General features: G+C 36.0%; 14 protein-coding genes and 1 pseudogene. 6 read left to right on the forward strand and 9 right to left on the reverse strand.

What is annotated here, in order from left to right:
* Nucleotides 1–151: 151 nt before the first annotated feature.
* Entirely contained in the window at nucleotides 152–3,649 is a 3,498-nt protein-coding gene (locus QUF91_RS16805; protein ID WP_289418645.1) for a S8 family peptidase, read from the forward strand.
* An 82-nt stretch (nucleotides 3,650–3,731) separates the two neighbouring features.
* Here the strand turns inward: QUF91_RS16805 and QUF91_RS16810 are convergent, their stop codons facing one another.
* Both QUF91_RS16810 and QUF91_RS16815 read right to left on the reverse strand, forming a co-directional pair.
* The gene (locus tag QUF91_RS16810; RefSeq protein WP_285396176.1) at nucleotides 3,732–4,172 is read right to left on the reverse strand and encodes a GNAT family N-acetyltransferase; all 441 of its coding nucleotides are present in this window, start codon (nucleotides 4,170–4,172) and stop codon (nucleotides 3,732–3,734) included.
* Nucleotides 4,173–4,295: 123 nt separating this feature from the next.
* On the reverse strand, nucleotides 4,296–4,418 hold the full coding sequence (locus QUF91_RS16815) for a hypothetical protein (protein ID WP_289418647.1): 123 nt from the start codon (nucleotides 4,416–4,418) through the stop codon (nucleotides 4,296–4,298).
* A 153-nt stretch (nucleotides 4,419–4,571) separates the two neighbouring features.
* Here QUF91_RS16815 and QUF91_RS16820 point away from each other — a divergent pair, with 153 nt between their 5' ends.
* Nucleotides 4,572–5,117 (forward strand): ribonuclease FAU-1 family protein, encoded by a 546-nt coding sequence (locus QUF91_RS16820; RefSeq protein WP_289418648.1) that lies wholly within the window; start codon nucleotides 4,572–4,574, stop codon nucleotides 5,115–5,117.
* 681 nt (nucleotides 5,118–5,798) lie between these two features.
* Here the strand turns inward: QUF91_RS16820 and QUF91_RS16825 are convergent.
* Nucleotides 5,799–6,161: pseudogene (locus QUF91_RS16825) on the reverse strand (MFS transporter); the annotation flags it as partial.
* Nucleotides 6,162–6,428: 267 nt separating this feature from the next.
* Here QUF91_RS16825 and QUF91_RS16830 point away from each other — a divergent pair.
* Nucleotides 6,429–7,124, forward strand: coding sequence for a VC0807 family protein (locus tag QUF91_RS16830; protein WP_483308092.1), 696 nt, complete (start codon nucleotides 6,429–6,431; stop codon nucleotides 7,122–7,124).
* A 692-nt stretch (nucleotides 7,125–7,816) separates the two neighbouring features.
* On the forward strand, nucleotides 7,817–8,374 hold the full coding sequence (locus QUF91_RS16835; protein WP_289418650.1) for a GNAT family N-acetyltransferase: 558 nt from the start codon (nucleotides 7,817–7,819) through the stop codon (nucleotides 8,372–8,374).
* 231 nt (nucleotides 8,375–8,605) lie between these two features.
* Here QUF91_RS16835 and QUF91_RS16840 read toward each other — a convergent pair whose 3' ends face one another.
* From QUF91_RS16840 to QUF91_RS16850, 3 genes are all read right to left on the reverse strand, one after another.
* Nucleotides 8,606–8,947, reverse strand: coding sequence for a hypothetical protein (locus tag QUF91_RS16840; RefSeq protein ID WP_289418651.1), 342 nt, complete (start codon nucleotides 8,945–8,947; stop codon nucleotides 8,606–8,608).
* A gap of 126 nt (nucleotides 8,948–9,073) precedes the next feature.
* Nucleotides 9,074–9,694, reverse strand: coding sequence for an AAA family ATPase (locus tag QUF91_RS16845; protein ID WP_289418652.1), 621 nt, complete (start codon nucleotides 9,692–9,694; stop codon nucleotides 9,074–9,076).
* A 251-nt stretch (nucleotides 9,695–9,945) separates the two neighbouring features.
* Entirely contained in the window at nucleotides 9,946–10,278 is a 333-nt protein-coding gene (locus QUF91_RS16850; protein ID WP_289418653.1) for an alpha/beta fold hydrolase, read from the reverse strand.
* Between the two features lie 219 nt (nucleotides 10,279–10,497).
* Between QUF91_RS16850 and QUF91_RS16855 the strand changes: the two genes are divergently transcribed.
* Nucleotides 10,498–12,591, forward strand: coding sequence for a hypothetical protein (locus QUF91_RS16855; RefSeq protein WP_289418654.1), 2,094 nt, complete (start codon nucleotides 10,498–10,500; stop codon nucleotides 12,589–12,591).
* 105 nt (nucleotides 12,592–12,696) lie between these two features.
* Here the strand turns inward: QUF91_RS16855 and QUF91_RS16860 are convergent, their stop codons facing one another.
* From QUF91_RS16860 to QUF91_RS16870, 3 genes are all read right to left on the reverse strand, one after another.
* The gene (locus QUF91_RS16860; protein ID WP_289418655.1) at nucleotides 12,697–13,935 is read right to left on the reverse strand and encodes a DNA polymerase IV; all 1,239 of its coding nucleotides are present in this window, start codon (nucleotides 13,933–13,935) and stop codon (nucleotides 12,697–12,699) included.
* A gap of 1,073 nt (nucleotides 13,936–15,008) precedes the next feature.
* Nucleotides 15,009–15,923 carry a DNA/RNA non-specific endonuclease gene (locus QUF91_RS16865; RefSeq protein WP_289418656.1) on the reverse strand — a complete coding sequence of 305 codons (915 nt, stop codon included), beginning with the start codon at nucleotides 15,921–15,923 and terminating at the stop codon, nucleotides 15,009–15,011.
* A 256-nt stretch (nucleotides 15,924–16,179) separates the two neighbouring features.
* Nucleotides 16,180–17,577 carry an aminotransferase-like domain-containing protein gene (locus QUF91_RS16870; protein WP_289418660.1) on the reverse strand — a complete coding sequence of 466 codons (1,398 nt, stop codon included), beginning with the start codon at nucleotides 17,575–17,577 and terminating at the stop codon, nucleotides 16,180–16,182.
* A 128-nt stretch (nucleotides 17,578–17,705) separates the two neighbouring features.
* Here QUF91_RS16870 and QUF91_RS16875 point away from each other — a divergent pair, with 128 nt between their 5' ends.
* Complete coding sequence (locus QUF91_RS16875) at nucleotides 17,706–18,869, forward strand: aminotransferase-like domain-containing protein (protein WP_289418661.1); 1,164 nt, start codon at nucleotides 17,706–17,708, stop codon at nucleotides 18,867–18,869.
* Nucleotides 18,870–18,898: the final 29 nt, after the last annotated feature.

Below are 18,898 nucleotides of genomic sequence, written 5' to 3' on the forward strand. Positions count from 1 at the left end.
CGTCATAGTGATGATTCATAGATTTTACATAAAGGAAAAATATAGATTGGTACTTTTGGAAAAATAACGCCTTATTTACGAAACTTTTCTATCAGTCATCCGTATTAGTATAGATGTAACTTAAATCAACACAATCAAGGAGGTCATACAGTTGAAGAACTGGAAGAAAAAATCATTTGCTATAGTAGCATCTGCTGCACTAATGGTTCCTACTGCTTCTGCCTTTGCTGAAACACCACAAAAAGCAGAGAAGAACCCAGAGTCAGTGAAAGTAGCAAACAATCAGAAACAAACCGAAAAGAATCAAAAAGAATGGATTAGTCAGGATACAATTATCGTCAAGCACTCTGGTCTTGATAAGAATGTGCATAAAAAAATTGGCGCGAAAGTAATCCGCTCTATTCCTTCTTTAGGTTACGATGTTATCCAACTTAACAAGGGAGTAACTTTAGAAAAAGCAGTTTCATATTATGCAAATCAAAAAGGGGTTAAAAATGTTTCTCCAAGTTACATGTATCATTCCTTCGACACTGGCGTAGATCCAAAGAAAAATGATATGTATCATTTAAATCTGCTTGAAATTGATAAGGCCCTAGAATTAGCAGGCAATAATGAAGTGAAAGTTGCGGTTATCGATTCTGGTGTAGATTTTAAACATCCAGATTTAAAATCTCAAGTGCTTCCACCATATAATGCAGCAGCACCTGCCAATACTCCTTATCCTAATGACCATGGAACACATGTAGCAGGTATTATTGGAGCAGCAAAAGACAATGCTGTAGGAGGACATGGGGTTAATCCAAATGCTAAGCTTATGCCAATTGATGTATTCAATGGGAAAGCTGGTGCCAATGATTTTGTCATAGCCCAAGGTGTACTTTATGCTATTGAGCAAGGCGCAGATGTTATTAACATGAGCCTTGGTGGCTATGGAGAATCTCCACTATTGAAGGAAGCTGTTCAGAAAGCGATTGATCAAGGAATTACCGTTGTAGCGGCTGCAGGAAATGAATCGACAGATAATTACTCCTTCCCTGCTTATTTCGAAGGCGTCATTAGCGTAGGTTCTACAAATGACAGAAACAAACTATCAAGCTATTCAAATTATGGTCCATCGGTTGACCTTGTAGCTCCAGGTGAAGCTGTATACAGTACTATTTATGATGAGAAAAAAGGATCATCCTATGGAAAAATTAGTGGGACATCGATGGCATCCCCCGTTGTTGCAGGTGTTGCGTCCCTACTAAAATCAAAATATCCAAATTTAAAGCCTCATGAAATAGAAGCTATTCTCGAAATGACAGCAAAGGATTTAGGTGACAAGGACTATGATCTTACATATGGACATGGCCTCGTTAACCCTGTGAAAGCATTACAGTTTGATATAAAAAATCTACCTAAACAGTATTCAGAAACAAAAGAAGAGCGTATAAAAAACGCAAAAGTCCTCAAAAAGAATACACTAAATACAGAAAAAGGTGAATTCAAGCAACCGGACGAAAAGAAATGGTACAAGGTTGATCTGGAAGCAAAAGAATATGCGCAACTGACATTAAAAGGTGCAAACAAATACGATTATGCATTTGATTTGTACTTCTACCCTGAAGGTAACAACGGGGAAGTAGAACCAATCAACGTGAATGATGTTCGCGTAGGAAAGCAAGAAGGATATTTATATAAAGCAGATCAAAAAGGAACCCTTCTTGTCGGAGTAAAGGATCATAATGGCAGCTACGACTTAAAGGGCAAATCTAACTACATCTTCACAGCTCAAACAACGAAAGAATTACCAATTGATGCATTAGAAATGGACAAAATGGAGAAGATCGGAAAATTCCCATTCAGTACAGCAGGGAAAAACTATACCCTACTTTCTAAAGATCAGCAAAGTGACAAAGATTACTTTACATTTTCAGTAAAAGAACCAACGACACTGAAATTTGATTTATCTGGTATTCCAGGTGTTACAGCATCTATGGAACTTTATCTAAAAGAAGACTTAGATAATGTACCAGCAAAACAAGTCGATACTGAGGAAGAAGAAAAGGCCTATCCACTCCAAGCATCGTACGGCACGGGTAAAGGCGAAGAAGTAAGCCTTATTGTCGATGCTATGCCTGAAGAAGAGTATGTACTAAGCGTATCCAATGAAAACGGAAACGATTTCTCACTTGGAATGTTCTTTAGTGGCGGTATTGATACGAAAGAAAATATTAGTGAATCAATTATTCCTTACACATTAAAAGGAGCAACCGTTACCGTTCCTAAAGATGAAGACGGGCTTCCATTAATGGAGGAAATGCCAGAAGAAAACGTACAAAAAGATCAGTTACCTTTAACTGAAAGTAAAATAACAAAACGCAATGAAATAGATGATTTAATGACTATGCTCATGAATCCAGATGCAATGGAAAATCCAGAAAACGTGGATGCAATTATGGAGCATGCGATTCGTTTTGATATTGGTAAAGATCAAAAAGCATACTTCCAATCAGAATATGATACAGATTACTTCTTATTTAAAGCTAAAGAAGACGGCGTATATGGTTTCAACATTAAAAAAGGTATGAATCAAATGCCATCTGGTACTGTATTTGAATATGATGAAGAAACAAAAGAATTATTACCAATCTCTTCATTATCAAATGATTTAGGGCTAATGAGTCTATTCCTTGGATCAAAAAGTGATGAAAACGAAGCAAAAACGATTGCATTGAAAAAGGACAAAACCTATGTTGTAAAAGTTGGTAATCTCGGTGGCCGTTCTACAGAACCATATACACTTAAAACTAGTAAAGTGGCAGCTATTCCAGAAGGTCATAATAAAGCAAATAATACAGAAAAAACAGCTCAAAAGATTCAACCTGGTACTAGCTATAAAGATTATCTAGTTTATCATGATGATACGGATTTCTACTATTATAAACAACAAGGCAAAGATGAAGTCATGAGCCTTCTTGTTTCTTCCGTACTACTTGCAAATGAACAGCTAGATAAATTACCTAAAGAGCTACAAAACAACTTAAAATTCTCAGGCTCCATTATTGAAGACACAAATGGTAATATGGTAATTGATCCAAAAGAAATGGCAACAGAACTTCCATTTGGTCAACCTGAAAATATCTTTGAATTACTACTCGGTATCTCGGGTACAACAGATGTAAATACTTCATTTAAAGCGAAAAAGGATCACGGTTATTTTATTGTTGTTAACGGCATGAAACTTGGACAAGTATCAACCCAACCATATAATTTAACATTGGTTGATCATACAAAAGTAGATGAAGATGCAGACTCCAAGTTAGTGAATGGTGTACCTTCAAAACTATCTCCGCTTACGAAAAAAGACGATAAATGGGTAGCGACTCAATATTTAAATGCAGGTGTTCCATTTGGTGATAAGGACTACTTTGAATTTAACAATGACCGCAAACGCGATGTGCTCTTCTCTCTACAAACAGAAAAAGCACTTGATGGCGTTATCCGTATTATTGATGCAAAAGGAAAAACAGTAGAAACCTTAGATCTTTACGGAGCAGGAGATGCTGAAGTAGGTTCAGTTGAACTGGATGAAGGAACATACTATATTGAAGTAAGTGAAGCTGACGGCAAAGCAAGTACACAACCATATACACTTGAAATAAAATAACTTGAAAGTTTATCCCCTAGATGATGAAAAATCTAGGGGATTTCTTTATCACGATCGACCGTGATGGATGAGATACTACTTCTTAACTAAAATACTTTACATAATTACAGTATTGGTCTTGTTTCATATTAAGATTCTCATATAGCTTCCTTGCATTAACATTATCCGTTGCCGTTTGAAGCGTCACATAGCGAGCATATTGCTGCTCACAATATTGAAATACTTTTTCCATCAGTGCCTTGCCCACCCCTAGGCTTCTAGCATCTTCTTTTACAAAAATATCATTTAATATGTATGCACGCTGTAAGGCAATGGACGAAAATGTCGGATATAATTGTGCAAAACCAATTGTATGTCCATTTTCTACAGCTACAAAAATAATGGATTCTTTTAAGACCATTCGTAATTGTAAAAATGCCTTCGCACTACTTACATCTGAATCAATTCCATAAAACTGGCGATATTCGTCAAAAAGCACAGTTAGCTCCTCTAGCTCATTCATTGTTGCTTGAAATATTTCCATCCTATTCTCCCCTTGTGTCTACTCATGATCGTCTAATCTAGTTTTCATTATAAAGGAAATAATGGAATAAATAAAAGAATATCCATCATATTCAAGCAAGAGTTACTTTAGCATGATTTTCAGCTAAAAGTTCGGCAACGTAATGATTTGCCCAATATCTTCAGCTTCTATTCCGTCTCTTACCCAATGCGCTTGGAGCTGCTCGTCTTTGTTACTTTCTACAATGAACGGCCAACGCTTTTCCAATCATTAGTCACATGGTTTGTATCACAGCATTGGTGATGAATATCTTCAGCACCATCTACATCGGTCCTAACATTCAACATCAATACAAGAAGGTTTTTTACTGTACCTAAAGTTTTATATCCTTATTATTTTAAATAAGTTTGGAGGATTCCTATGCTAAAAAGAAAGTTTGGAGATCGTTCACAATGGCAACGAGTTATAGAAAGAAAATATGGGCAGTCATACCTTGATACTAAGGACTTTAAGGGTTTTATCACTTTAATAAAAATAGTAAAAGTGACAGAACCCCTTCTCGTGAACTATGGAGAGAAAAGATTATGTATTGTCGATAATGGCTATATATGGTTGCAACAATTTCCTCTTGAGAAAAACCATGCAGTAACAACAATGTTTGATGCTAACGGAGAAATAATTCAATGGTATATAGATATTTGCCATAAAAACTCAATAGAAGATAATGTACCTTATATGGATGATCTATTTTTAGACCTTATCTTGTTGCCATCAGGAGAGCTGATTGAAAAAGATGCTGAGGAATTAGAAGAAGCTTATGCGAATGGTATCATTGATAAATCTCTGTATGAATTGGCTTGGAGCGAGCTAAACAGTATAAAAAGAGATATACGTAACGATGAATTTAAATTGGTTAACCTTTCTATACAACATAAAAATATTTTAATTAATGATTCCATTTCATAAACTACATTTCTCTACTTTTCTATCGAGGTACCAACATCAAAGAGACAAGGTACTCAGTGTACGTATTAGGGTTATCACATGCCAACTGTGCTTAAATAGAACATGCACGTTCAAGTTTTGTTTCATCCAACTGAAAAAAACTTTCAATCGCCCAACAAGACTTACAAATGTTGTCAATTTATTCAGCAGTAATATCCATTAAACTTGTCACGACACGTATTTCTTTACCCTTTTGATAGAAAGAGCTTGTTTTTCGATAAAAGCCCAAAAAGTTTCGATAAAATGAGAGTTTGTTTCGATAAAGAGCGATTTTGTTTCGATAAATCTTCAAAGTATTCCTATAAAACGAACGAAAGGAGTTTTATAGGAATACTTTGGGGCTCGACATTATATTACCTTGATCATTTTTTTCAATACTAAGAAAAGAGTTGGCTCTTGCTCAGAGACAACTCTTTTTTTGGTTCTTCGGCAAAAAACGAGGGTTGATTTCCGTTCCGGCTGGGCGCTTTGTAGCTGACGCTTTGCTTTCGCTACAGAAAACATTTGTAGCTGACGCTTTGCTTTCGCTACAGAAAACATTTGTAGCTGACGCTTCGCTTTCGTACAGAGCAAAGCTTCCTGGGGGCCGTCCGATGAGCCGCTTCGCTCCAGGGTCTCATCTGTGATCACTGGTCCCCGCCCAACCATGTTAACCCATATGGCCACATCCCCTACCCCAGTTAGTATTCTGGCAAAAAACAGGACAAATTCATGTGTACCCAGACTATAAATAATTGTCCCTAAACCTGTAAGAGTAGCACCAATAATTAGAAAAAAATTCGGCCCAAATCGATCAGCTAAAATCCCCATCGGAATTTGCAAACTCGTGTAGATAAAAAATTGTAAACTCGTCAATAACCCAATCGTTGATGCTGTTACATTAAAATCATGCATCAATTGGTCTGTAATCAGTCCTAGGGCGGTTCGTTGACTCGCCATTAACAAATAAGTAAATAATACAGAAACAAATACAACCCATCTATATCTGCTATTATGTTTGTCCAATGATTTCTACCCCTATTAGCTTTTATTCGAATTACAGGTAACGTTAAAAACTTGTTTTTTAAAGTAGTTTTATGATTCGAATTTGGTTGAAAATACTATTTGTAAATGTAGTATACTAAAATAAAACGTCTGATTATTCAGTCATCAAAATAACCTAGCAATTTAGTTAAAGAAAAATGATTTAACTTGTTCAACTATTGGGCAAATCCATGTAGTTTAAACCTCTACAAGGATAAAGGTGCACGCTGAATAGAGCTGGAGGGGAATATGGTGAAAAGACAACGTTCAAACAAAATATTAATTTTATTCGAGTTGATTTTTTATGCAGTATTACCTTATGTTTTATGGAATTTTGGTAGAGAGCCTTTAGGTGATTATACAGCAATGCTGATTTCAACCATTCCTGGAATTGGTTATGCCATTTACCGCTTTATTTTAGATAAGCAATTTAACATTACGGGCTTATTAATTTTAAGCTCACTAGCACTAGGTACGACGGTTGATTTGCTATCAGGCTCAGCAGAACAAATGATTTGGAACGGTGTATATCTAAGTCTCTTTTATACATTTCTTTATATTGTTACGCTATTGATTAAGCGTCCTCTTTCTTTATATTTTGCTGTTGATTTTGTATATTTGCAAGGTTATGCACGAATGGACAGCAGAGCATTATTTTTTCAAAAAGGAATCTTTAAATGGTTTCAATTTATACAAGTTATTTTCATCATCAGAGGACTTTTTATGGCAGGATTAACAGTATACCTACTCCAAAAATACGGAATTGATGGTTATGGTGGCATGCTGATATATAAGCAGCTCGCAGGGTGGGCTTTCTCAATTTTCATTATAGGCATGTTCTTTTATATAAATGTCCCAATACGAAACTTTTTTGCTAAGCAACAAAATCAATTACAAGACAACAATAATATAGCTCTCCAACAATCAAATGCAACTGTTGAATAAGCTTCATTTTCTCCTCCTTACAGGGGATTTAGTTTAATAAGAATAGGGCTTGTGTTTATAAAAAAATCTCTTACACAAGTCCTTTTGTTATGCTCAATTCCTCCCGTAGCTCCATTCAGGCTTTGACCAACCATTAGATAATCTTTGCAATTTGTTCTTCCTCTGCTTAACTATCAACCCTTATAGGTGTTATAGGCTTTTTGATCATAAAAAATCCTCCATTTCAACTGTATTGGAAGATAGTTGTCTGTCTATATCAATACGTAATTTAAAGGTACAAAAAAGGGATTCTACACTAATGATCGCTTTTGACATTAACAAAGTTCATTCCTCCAGAAATATTATTTTATATTGAGGAATTATTTCCAAATTACTAGAAAGAGTATACATAGAAAAATAAATACTTCACTAACCGTGTAGTTTACTTTAACAACATCCAATAAATTCATTGGATATATATATTAAAATATAAAGGGAATCACGAAATAATATTATTGGAACGCCGTATGCGATGAAAGTCGCACGTACGGTGTGAACAGGTGAAAAAGCTGGCGATAACTTCAAAAGCTTACCTTCTGTATGAATAAGAAGGTATTTTTTAAAGACTATCGAAATATTAAAGACGTAATGATTTAACGTTGTTTATCTAAGAATAAACGTTCCTAATTTAGTTATCATAAGGAGTGCTTAAATTGACTGTACATAGTAAATTCCCTAATTTAGAAACTGACAGATTGATTTTGCGGAATGTGGGAAATGAGGATATTGACTTTATTTATCGACTCTTCAGCAACGAAAAAGTATGTGAATTTTTATATGATGAAGAATTGTTTACGACTAGAAATGAAGCTACAGAGTTTGTTGAATGGAATTCAAATCCTGAAGAAAAAGGATTTAATCGGTGGATATTAGTCGAAAAAAATAATCAGCAACAAATTGGAACGTGTGGATATGATTCTTGGGATAGAACGAACCATATAGCGGAGATAGGCTATGATTTATGGCACGAATATTGGGGACAGGGATATATGAAAGAGGGATTGATAGTTGCTATCGAAAGTGGCTTTAATAATATGGTACTGAATAGAATTAACGCATTTGTAGCTTTGGAAAATATCAATTCTATAAAATTATTAGAAAAGCTAGGATTTAAGAATGAAGGGATTTACAGAGATAAGCATTTATTTAGAGGTAAGTATTATGACCACTACTCTTTCTCTTTGTTAAAAAGAGACTGGAATCAATTCTAAGGTTAATTCAACGATTCGACTAACGATCCCTTTAGTATGTGAATGATTGCACTTAAACTAACGGAGACTTTCCTTCAATAAGAATAGGACTTGCGTGTATTACTGAATCCCATACGCACAAGTCTTTTTGTTATGCTTCCTCAATCACTCCTGCAGCTTCTTACATAGCGTGATAGCGACGATTAGGTTACCTGTAAAAATGAACCCTCTGCCTCACTATCAACGCTCCTTTTACCATTCTCTCCATTCTTCGGTTATGTCATCTTCGGATTCTAAACCAGCTATACTCGCTGCTTCTATAATAAATTCATACAATTCTTCTCTCTCCATAGTCTCAATAAAGTAATCATAATTATCATTTAGTTCATTTAAACTGATAACCACTTTTTTAACACATTCTAAGATTTCTTCCTCAGTCAGATTATTTCCAAGTTCTTTTAGACTATTGATGTATGTATCAAGAACCTCATTAGTTGCATTTATATTTTCGTCTGTAAAAATATCATCACCTTCATCCATTCTTTGTTTCCATTCTACTGTTGGTTTATTTTTTGTTAGTTCTTCAAAAGTCATAATATCCTCCCCGAAAATGTGTTATTTTATCTTGTTTATTACTTTCTTTTATCTAACTTTTCTTTTTTTTTAAACCAATACTTTTTTTATAAACTATCGGAATTCCTTCTTAAAGTAAACTGACCGTTAGTTGAATAAGTAAATCTGTTTTGCGTAGGAATCCCAATCTTTATTATCAGTATTTATTTCAATTGTAGGAATGATTGAATTTTCAGCTTGACTCCTATACTCTTGTTGTTGTTCTAATAATAATTCACACGCTAATTTCATTTCTTCCATGGTTTTCCCTTCCCATTCATTGGGATTTCTACTACTTATTCTTTGCTCTAAATTCTCTGGTGATACAGTTAACAATGTACATCTTGCTCCCATTTCAAATAACTGGGCTTCTAATTCCTTTATTTCATCTGATATTGAATGAGAAAATGCTACTCGATGATTTAAATGAAATCTTTCCAATATAAAGAATAAGCCTTTTGAACGTTGGATTTGTCCAATTTCTCTTGACCAATTATTTAACATTTTCAGCATCGTGACTCTTTCTCTTAAGACTTGTAAGTGTTCATCTCGACTTAACGACTTTAATTCACCATTTACTTTGTGTAATACTTGCGAATAATGCTCACTGAGAACTATGACACTACGTTCGGCATCATCACTTGTGTGAAGTTGTTTCAACGCTTTTAAGACTGATGTTTTTCCAGCATTCGAGTAGCCTTCTAAGATTATCCCTCTAAAATTACTCATTTTTCCCCCTAATTAATGTTATTTGTATCTAAATAAGGTCTGTAGAATTATTTACGCTTGTTTATACAGATAGATAAGCCTTTGAAATTATCGCCAGCTTTTCCCTTTGTCCACACTACGTGCGACTTTCACCTGCATGGCGTTCCAACTAATCCTAATTTATTCTTCTACATCCTAAGCAGAACGATGTCTTTTCTTCATCATTAGATTATTTCTATTGTTACATTTCAGTCGTAAATTATTTACTTTTACTATTTGCTATTCGAAAGCTTTATAACTTTTAAGAGTGTTTTAATTTTTGCCTGGTCTTTCAAATGTATAAGCTGATGTATAGACTTATTCAAAATTATTAAGAGACGTTTATTTTTTGCTATTTCTTCTATTAAACTTAGAAGCTTTTTTGCACTATCTTCAATTGAAAAATCAGAGGCATTATTAGCCTCGTTATCTATTAATTCTGGTACAACACAATGATAATCGGAAAAGTATTGGATTTGTTTATCCCACATCCACCCTCCCACACCACCCCCATGGATCAACATTATGAGTGGCTTATGTAGTTCACCGTACTCCTTATAATGCATTACCACACCTTCTTACTTTGTTCTAGTATTTCTCGGGAAATAATTAGATTATTCTTGTATTTTATACACTGTATTTATTTTACTATTTATAGTGTCATATTTATAGTTTCTGCTGCATATATAATACTTGAAAAACATTTTGCATATTTTAATGAAGCATTGTGGCTCTTGGGATTGAGGAAGAAAGACAAAAAAATAATAAACATGGAGGTAATAAAGATGGATCAAAACAAAACGAACGAAGCAAAAGAATTAGTAAAAGCCATTACTCCTTCCAGTTTAGGAGAATTTCCCCTCGCACCAATTAGTGGCTTATATGCATGGAGTGAACAGCAAATCAGTGAGGAACTTCGTATCGATGTAGATGGATACTACCCACAAATGGTCGCAAGCGGAACTATTATTTCAAACATGTCTTCTACTATTCATTGGATTGCCAAGTTAACAGCTAATGGACCAAATACTTGGACAGGCAATATTCGAAATAAATACTTAGACGAAATACAATCATTTCCTTATACAAATGTAAAAATACAAGTAACACGCGGTTCATTACCTGAACAGCATACTGCAGAAGTCGCATTTCTGATTGGAGGAGAGACAGACAGAACTAGCTCGTTCAAGTTTCAATCTCCTTACTACCATCCTGTGGAATTTGAATTTGATGGTGAAGAAGGTACAACACCAGTCACAACCTATCAAACACACGCGCATCCAGACAAACCAACATCTTTGCCGGATGAAACTCTGTCAATTTCAGAAGTTTTTAAACGCACTGGGTTTGATGTAAAAATATCAGAAGGTAATAATATTGTTTCCAAAGACTATACAGGGACTGATAAAAAGTGGAACACTCAAGAGATGCATGATGCCATGCAAGTATATTGGTCACACTTTGATAATAAACCTCAATGGTCCATGTGGACATTCTTTGCAAATTCGGAAGCTGAAGAAGGCCATGGTCTGGGCGGTATTATGTTTGATAGTATAGGTCCGAATCATCGTCAAGGGACAGCCATTTTTAATAATTCATTTATTTCAGATCCACCTAAAGGGGACCCCTCCCCAGAAGCTTGGGTACAGAGATATCGTTTTTGGTGTGCTTGCCATGAGATGGGACATGCTTTCAATCTCCTGCACTCTTGGCAAAAACACCTAGGTCATCCTTGGGAACCGTTGGATCGCCCTCTTACCCCAGAACCAAAGGCTCTAAGCTTTATGAATTATCCTTTCAAATTTGATGGCAACCAACAGGCTTTCTTTAAAAACTTTGAGTATCGTTTTAGTGATCAAGAGCTTTTGTTTTTGCGCCACGCTCCTGAGCGCTTCGTACAAATGGGTAATGCTGACTGGGCTGTAGATCATGGTTTTGAGCAACCAAACATTTCTATGCACCCTTCATTTAATCTTGAATTGAGGGTTAACCGTAAAACATCTATATTCCAATGGTTAGAACCTGCAGTAATTGAAATCAAATTAACAAATACTTCGAATCAACCTCAGACAATCAATAAACATATATTGTCCGATTTATACGGAATGACTGTAATAGTTAAAAAAGATGGAAAACAAGGACGTCGATTACTACCTCATGTTCAATATTTATGGAACAAAGAGAATAAGGTAATAATGCCTGGTGAATCACTATACGAAACTATTTTCGCTTCCGTAGGGAAAAATGGCTGGTTAATTGATGACCCAGGATTTTATAACATTCAAGTAGCTATGCAAATAAACGGCCATAACATCGTATCAAACAACTTAAGACTTCGAGTTTTACCACCTACCGGATACGATCAGGAATTCCTTGCTCAAGACTATTTCTCTGAAGAAGTCGGCCGTGTTCTTGCATTCGATGGCAGTCGTTATCTTGACAAAGGAAACGATATCCTTCGTGAGATAACTGAAAAACTTCCTGACCATGCTGTTGCTCTTCACGCTCATATCGCCCTTGCTAAACCATTGGCGTTCGATTATCAATTCCTTGACTTCACAGGAGACTCAGATACAAAAGGTAAAATCAAACTAATACCTGCCCAACCAGATGAGGCACGTAAACAGTTTACATCTGCGTTAACAGAGCACAAACAGATTGCTGCTAAGACACTTTCCAATATAGATTATCATGATTATATGGGGACATTCAGTGAATTTCTAAGTAAACAAGAAGAAAACAAGGAAGCCGCACAGGTACAGAATGTCCTTTATCAAACGCTAGCTGAACGGAATGTGCTTGATAGTGTATTACAAAAAATCCAAGATCGCCGTGATAACTATGAACAAAAGGAAAATGAATTTTCTACGAACATATAATATTTCCCCGCTTTCCATCTAAATACAAATAGAAAACCGTCATTTCAAGAAAAGGTTAATCGAAATGACGGTTTTCTGTTTGATTTTAAAGTTTGATCATTTATTCTACTTAGGTTCGTCCCAAAAGTCCTTACTAAAACTCGTATTTGCATGATATTTCCCAACTGGTTTAGCAATATCTGAACCTCTAACGATCGTTCCTTTTCCAAACTTTTGCTCGATTTGATCAACGAGTTTAATGATTGGTTCTTCCTTTACATGCTCTTCAAAATTAAATAACGTTAGCTGTTGTGTTGTTTCTTTAATATCACTGACATTCGATACAGTAACACCCAGTAACCGTACTGGCTCTTCATTCCAATGCTTATTAAATAGATACCAGGCATGCTCAACGATATCTTCTTTTGAATGAATTGCGTTATTGATAGACTTACTTCGTGTACACGTTTCCCAATCAGCTGAACGAATCATGATACTAACAGTTACCCCAGCAAGTTTTTTAGCCTTTAATCTTTCCGCTACTTTTTCAGAAAGTATTGCGATTACTTTATATAGTTCATCTCTATCTGTCGTATCGTGGGAAAGTGTTGTTGAATTCCCTACACTTTTCGTATCATATATTGCTTCTGGATCAACAGGTCTGTCATCTTCGCCATTTGCTTTTTGTTTCATCCTCAGACCATTAATACCGAAATTTTGCTTTAATACATATTCATCAGCTACAGCTAGTTCTCCAATTGTTTGTATACCTAAATTCCCTAATTTCTCCGCTGTACTTTTACCAACCCCATGCATCTCAATGACATTCATCGGCCATAATATTGTTGGCACATCGCGCTTACGGAGTATTGTAATACCCATCGGCTTTTTCATGTCACTTGCCATTTTCGCCAAAAATTTATTTGGCGCAATGCCGATTGAACAAGGGAGTTGCAGTTCTTTCCAGATTCTATCTTGTATATTTTGTGCGAGTTGCAATACATTTTGACCATCAACTATAGGAAGTTGCAAATAACCTTCATCGATTGAAACTGGTTGAAGAATTTCACTATACTCTTTTAACAAATTAAAAAAAGACTTGGACGCAGCTCTATATCGTTCAAAATTAGGAGGTAGTACAATTAGCTCTGGGCACTTTCGCCGTGCCTCCCCGACATTCATAGTTGTATAAACTCCCCTTGCCCTTGCTTCATAACTACAAGTAATAATAATACCTCTACGTTCTTTAGGATTCCCTGCTATAGCTATGGCCTTGCCTTTTAAACTCGGGTCATAAATCTGTTCTACTGAAGCATAAAAACTGTTCATGTCAATATGGAGAATGATTCTTGATTTATTAGCCATACTATTCCCTCCATAAATAACGTATTTTCGGCAACATCTAATCGTTTAGATAGATGCGAAACGATAGGCTTTGTTGATTAACGCAAAACAAGAATGTTTGTTCTTATTTTATCATCAAAAGGGATGTTTTGGCTATCACTAACCGACATTCCTAACACGTTTTCTCATCGGAAAATTTTTGATCAATTAATCCATCTCCTTATTATAAATATTAACTAGTCATACATACGCTTAACCAATTCCATGATTATTGTTACATGCTTACTTAAACTACATGAACCATAAACAAATACCACTGAATAGCCTCTATTCTAACAGGGCGAAATTAAAAGTTACGAATCTTTTATAAGGAGTTGATGAAAGATTAATGAGCATTTTCTCATTTTCTATCAGGCGTGTTGATTAGGAAAAAATAGGTTTAATTTTTGAGCGAAAAAAAGGATTTTTGTTGGCTCATCACAAAAAGTTATGGATGATATTTGTTAAAACATATGCCATGTATTAGTTGATCTTCGTTCTGATGGGCAACTCCTTGGAGATTAGCGTCACAGATAAGACCCTGCAACGAGCAACGCGAGTAAAGCGGCTCATCGGACGCCCCAGGAAAGTACCCAGCTGGAAAGGAAATCACCCCCTCGTTTTTTGTCGAAGAGCCATAGAAAAGAGTTGTCTCAGCGCAAGAGACAACTCTTTTCTTAGTATCGAAACAAAATCGCTCTTTATCGAAACTATTTGAGCTTTTATCGAAACAAAATCTTATTTTATCGAAACTTTTTAGGCTTTTATCGAAAAACAAGCTCTCAAAGAAATCAACCACACGTTATTGTGATGATCCAATATATTCCTATTTCAACTGATCGTAGAGTAGGGCTACTCGATTCCCACTGGAAAGCGAGACAGACGAGACCCTGCACGGAGCGAATGTTTTCTGTGCGAAAGCGTAGTGTAACGTAGCGGCAATTGTTTTATCTGTGCGAAAGCGAAGCGACAGCAACAAAACGAGTAGCCCGTAGCGGAAATCTGCCTCTTAGAATGTATAAAAATGGTTAATCAACACACCTGTTAATTTTTAATCATGTGGACCGATCTAATATTAAATCTTCTTGATCTCGAATAATGTATGCTTCTGGAGTAGCGATATTGGCTCTTTCAGTCATAGCGTTAGCATGGTAATATAAAGGATTTGTCTCATACAAATATTCATCAAATTGTATTCCTGTAATTTCAGTTATTGTTGTTAAAGGAACTTGGTATTGTGTTAGGACATCCATTTTCTCTAATAAAAGATTTTTTGTCGAAGAACGAAATTCTGCCTTCAAGTTATGTCTCCAATAATCATCCTGTAGTATTTTAAATGCGACTGAATGGAGCCTATCATCAACCCCAATATAAAAAGCTACTTTCCAAAATCCGGCCGGTATCTTTATACCGCAACCTAAAGGTTTTTGATAGCCACAGTACTCCCTGTCATTTTCCGTAAAGATAGGACCAGTGAAAATTGAGAATTTTTTATTTTTGCTCTTTGTTTGATTAATAATCCATCCTTCGATATCTCCCCATTTTGTATGATGAAACTCTTTATGTTGAGGGGCAACATTGGCAAAGCAAAAAGAATCACAATCTCCATCCTTTGCTTCATCTCTTGCTCCCCAACCTACATCAGCTCTTCTGACGAGGTGACCTCTATCCCACAAGTCTGCTTGACCACCTTCATATAACCATCCGCCTACCTGATTTCCCTCTCCAATCCGATCGTCAGTATGCCAATTATTACATCTCCTAAGTTGTAAATCCCGTTCTTTATCCGTATTGTTTGCTCCATAAATTGCAAATTTCCGTACTTTATTCATCACAATTGAAAAGTGCGTAAATGGATAAACTTTACCTCCTTCTAATGCAACTTGGCCAATATCTTCACGTAAACGTGGAAAAGGGATCGGAAACGCTTCTCCTAAAAAGGTAGTATCAAAGCCTTCATTTAAACTCATTTTTGAACGACCTCCTTCTTCTCTAGAAATCAATACGAACCAATAGATCCTCTTGCACATTACAAATAAACCAGAAATATATTGCTCGGGAAAATTAATCAAAGGGATGAGGCATGTCCTAATTTTGTTTGTTTCTATTTATATATTTGCTCTGAGCAGCATATATGACTTCCACATGCTATTCTCATTACTTAAATTTTGATTTTCCGACAGAAGAAAAGATACGCTATGGTATCACCACTTTGCCTTCCCTATTTTAATCAACAAATGTATAATCCCCGTCACTTTCAAGTAAATCCTTCAAAATAATCAGTGCTTGTTCAAGTTGATTTTCAGGAGCAGTGATTGCTAGGCGAACTGCATTTACTGGCTTCGTATTTCCTACAGCAAAACGTTCAGCTGCGTACACTTGCACACCCGCTTTGGATGCAAGCAATTCAAATTGAACACTCGAAAATTTTTCGGGAAGTATAAGCCATCTGAAAATACATTCTTCTTCTCCTAAAATGTTGTAGTCTCCTAAATATTGATTAACAAGAGCATTTTGTTGCTTGGCATACGACCGGTGTTTCTCTAAAATTGTTTGTGCGATACCATCATGAATCATCCTTGCTGTAAGCTCCACCATCATAGGAGACACTGAGATATTTATATTGTACAGGGTTTCCATTATTTTCTTCCGGAGTGCTGGAGGTGTAACAATAAAGGAAAGTCTTAAGCCAGGCGAAATGGTTTTTGACACACTTGCAATATAAATGACCTTTTCTGGTGCGTAGGAGGCTATTGGTGCATATGGCTGCTCCTTAAGAAAACTATATATCGCATCCTCAATGACGATTAAACCCGTCTGCCTTGCAACTTCTGCAATCATTTTTCTTGTTTCTATCGACATTGTATGGGTAGTGGGATTATGAAAATCAGGAATAACATAAAGCCCCTTTATATGCTCATTTTTGCAAGCATATAATAACCCCTCTCTTGTCATCTCTCCGTTTCTTTGCTGAATTGCTACAAGTTGGATACCAAGCATATTTGCCGCTGTTTTTATCCCTGCATACGTAATAGGATCTGTTCCAATTCGATCTCCTGGCTGAAACAATGCAGCTAGTGTCCCAACAATGGCATTTTGTCCCCCAGCACCAAGCAAGACAGGTTGATCCGTTTGAAAGTTGACTTTTTCCAAAAGCTTTATTGCCGCCTCCGTTTGCCATGCATTACCTTCAGGTCGTCCATACTGAAATAATTTGCTAAAATTAGGGTCATTCAGCATCTTTTTCATATAACGTGTAATATCCTCATTAGCATGATTTTCTGGTAAAACAGAACCCATTTCGATCATCTGAGAAGAATTACTTGTTGGTAATAAAATTTTATTTGTCGCTGCATCTGATGAAACGAATGTTCCGCTACCGATAGAAGCATAAATAAGCCCTTTCTGTCCACAAAGCTTAAAAGCCCTTGTTATCGTGCTTAAATTAACATCTAAAAAATCAGCTAATTCTCGCTGAGGAGGAAGCTTGGTCCCTGGCGATAATTTTCCATCCTTAATATCTTTTTCAAGCTGTTCAGCTATGGCTATATATAATGGAGCCGAAATATTGCTGATATTTGGCTTCCAGCTCATTGGATACTCTTCAAATGAATTTACTGGCATATTCTAAGCTCCTTCTCTCTTAATTTTTGCATACAATATTTAATTGTCTTGCATACAATGATAATATTGTATGCAAATGATTTCAATGCTATAATTTTTAAAAAATCAGAAAAAAGGAACGATAAATTATGGAATTTTCAGAAAAAATCTTAAATACACCATCCTCTTTCATCCGAAATATTTTGAAAGTGACTGATGCAGAGGATGTCATTTCCTTTGCAGGGGGCCTTCCGAACCCAATCTCTTTCCCAATCGAAGCATTACAGGCATCTGCGAACCATGCCATTGCTGAAAACGGCAGTCGTCTATTCCAATATTCATCTACACAGGGCTATGCACCTTTACGTGAGTACATCGCTGCAAAATACCAACGTGTACACGGATTAGATGTACATGCTGACGATGTCTTTATTACAACAGGCTCACAGCAAGCTCTTGAATTAATTGGGAAAGTACTGATTAACAAAGGTGATGGCATTATCATTGAAGAACCTGGTTATTTAGGTGCTATTCAAGCATTCACATTAAGTGAACCAACCTTCTATGGTGTAACTCTTGAAAATGACGGATTAAACTTAGAAGAGTTAGAAAACGCTCTACAACAACCAAATGTAAAATTCATTTATACAGTACCAAATTTCCAAAACCCAACAGGCCTTACGTATTCTAAAGAAAAACGTCAGCAAATTTACGAAATCATTTCAAAATACGATGTAGCGTTAATCGAGGATGATCCATATGGAGAATTACGTTTCGAAGGTGAGCCACTACCATACATTGGTGCTGGTAAATTAGAAAATAGTATTTTGCTAGGTTCTTTCTCTAAAACAGTCACACCAGGAATGCGTCTTGGCTTTATCATTACGAAAAATAAAGAATTAATGCAGCATATCGAAACAGCGAAGCAAGCAACTGACCTACACACAAATATTTTCTCTCAATATGTAATTTATGATTATCTAGCAAACAATGACTATATGGAACACGTGCAAAAAATTATAACGTTATATAAAAACCAAGCAGATGCCATGCTAGACGCTATGCAAGAGTTCTTCCCAGCGCACGTGGACTACACACGTCCTGAAGGTGGCATGTTCATCTGGGCGACAATGAACAATGGAGCATCAGCGTTAGATGTTTTCCATCAAGCGATGGAGCAAAAAGTTGCCTTCGTACCTGGCGACCCATTCTACACATCTAAAACTGGGGTTAGTACAATGCGCCTAAACTATACGAATGCAACTCCTGAAGTTATCCGAGAAGGAATTAAACGATTAGGCAGTATTTTATAATCAACAAAGAAACCGTATGAGCGCATCAA

The sequence above is a fragment of the Lysinibacillus sp. G4S2 genome (genome assembly GCF_030348505.1).
Lineage (GTDB): Bacteria > Bacillota > Bacilli > Bacillales_A > Planococcaceae > Lysinibacillus.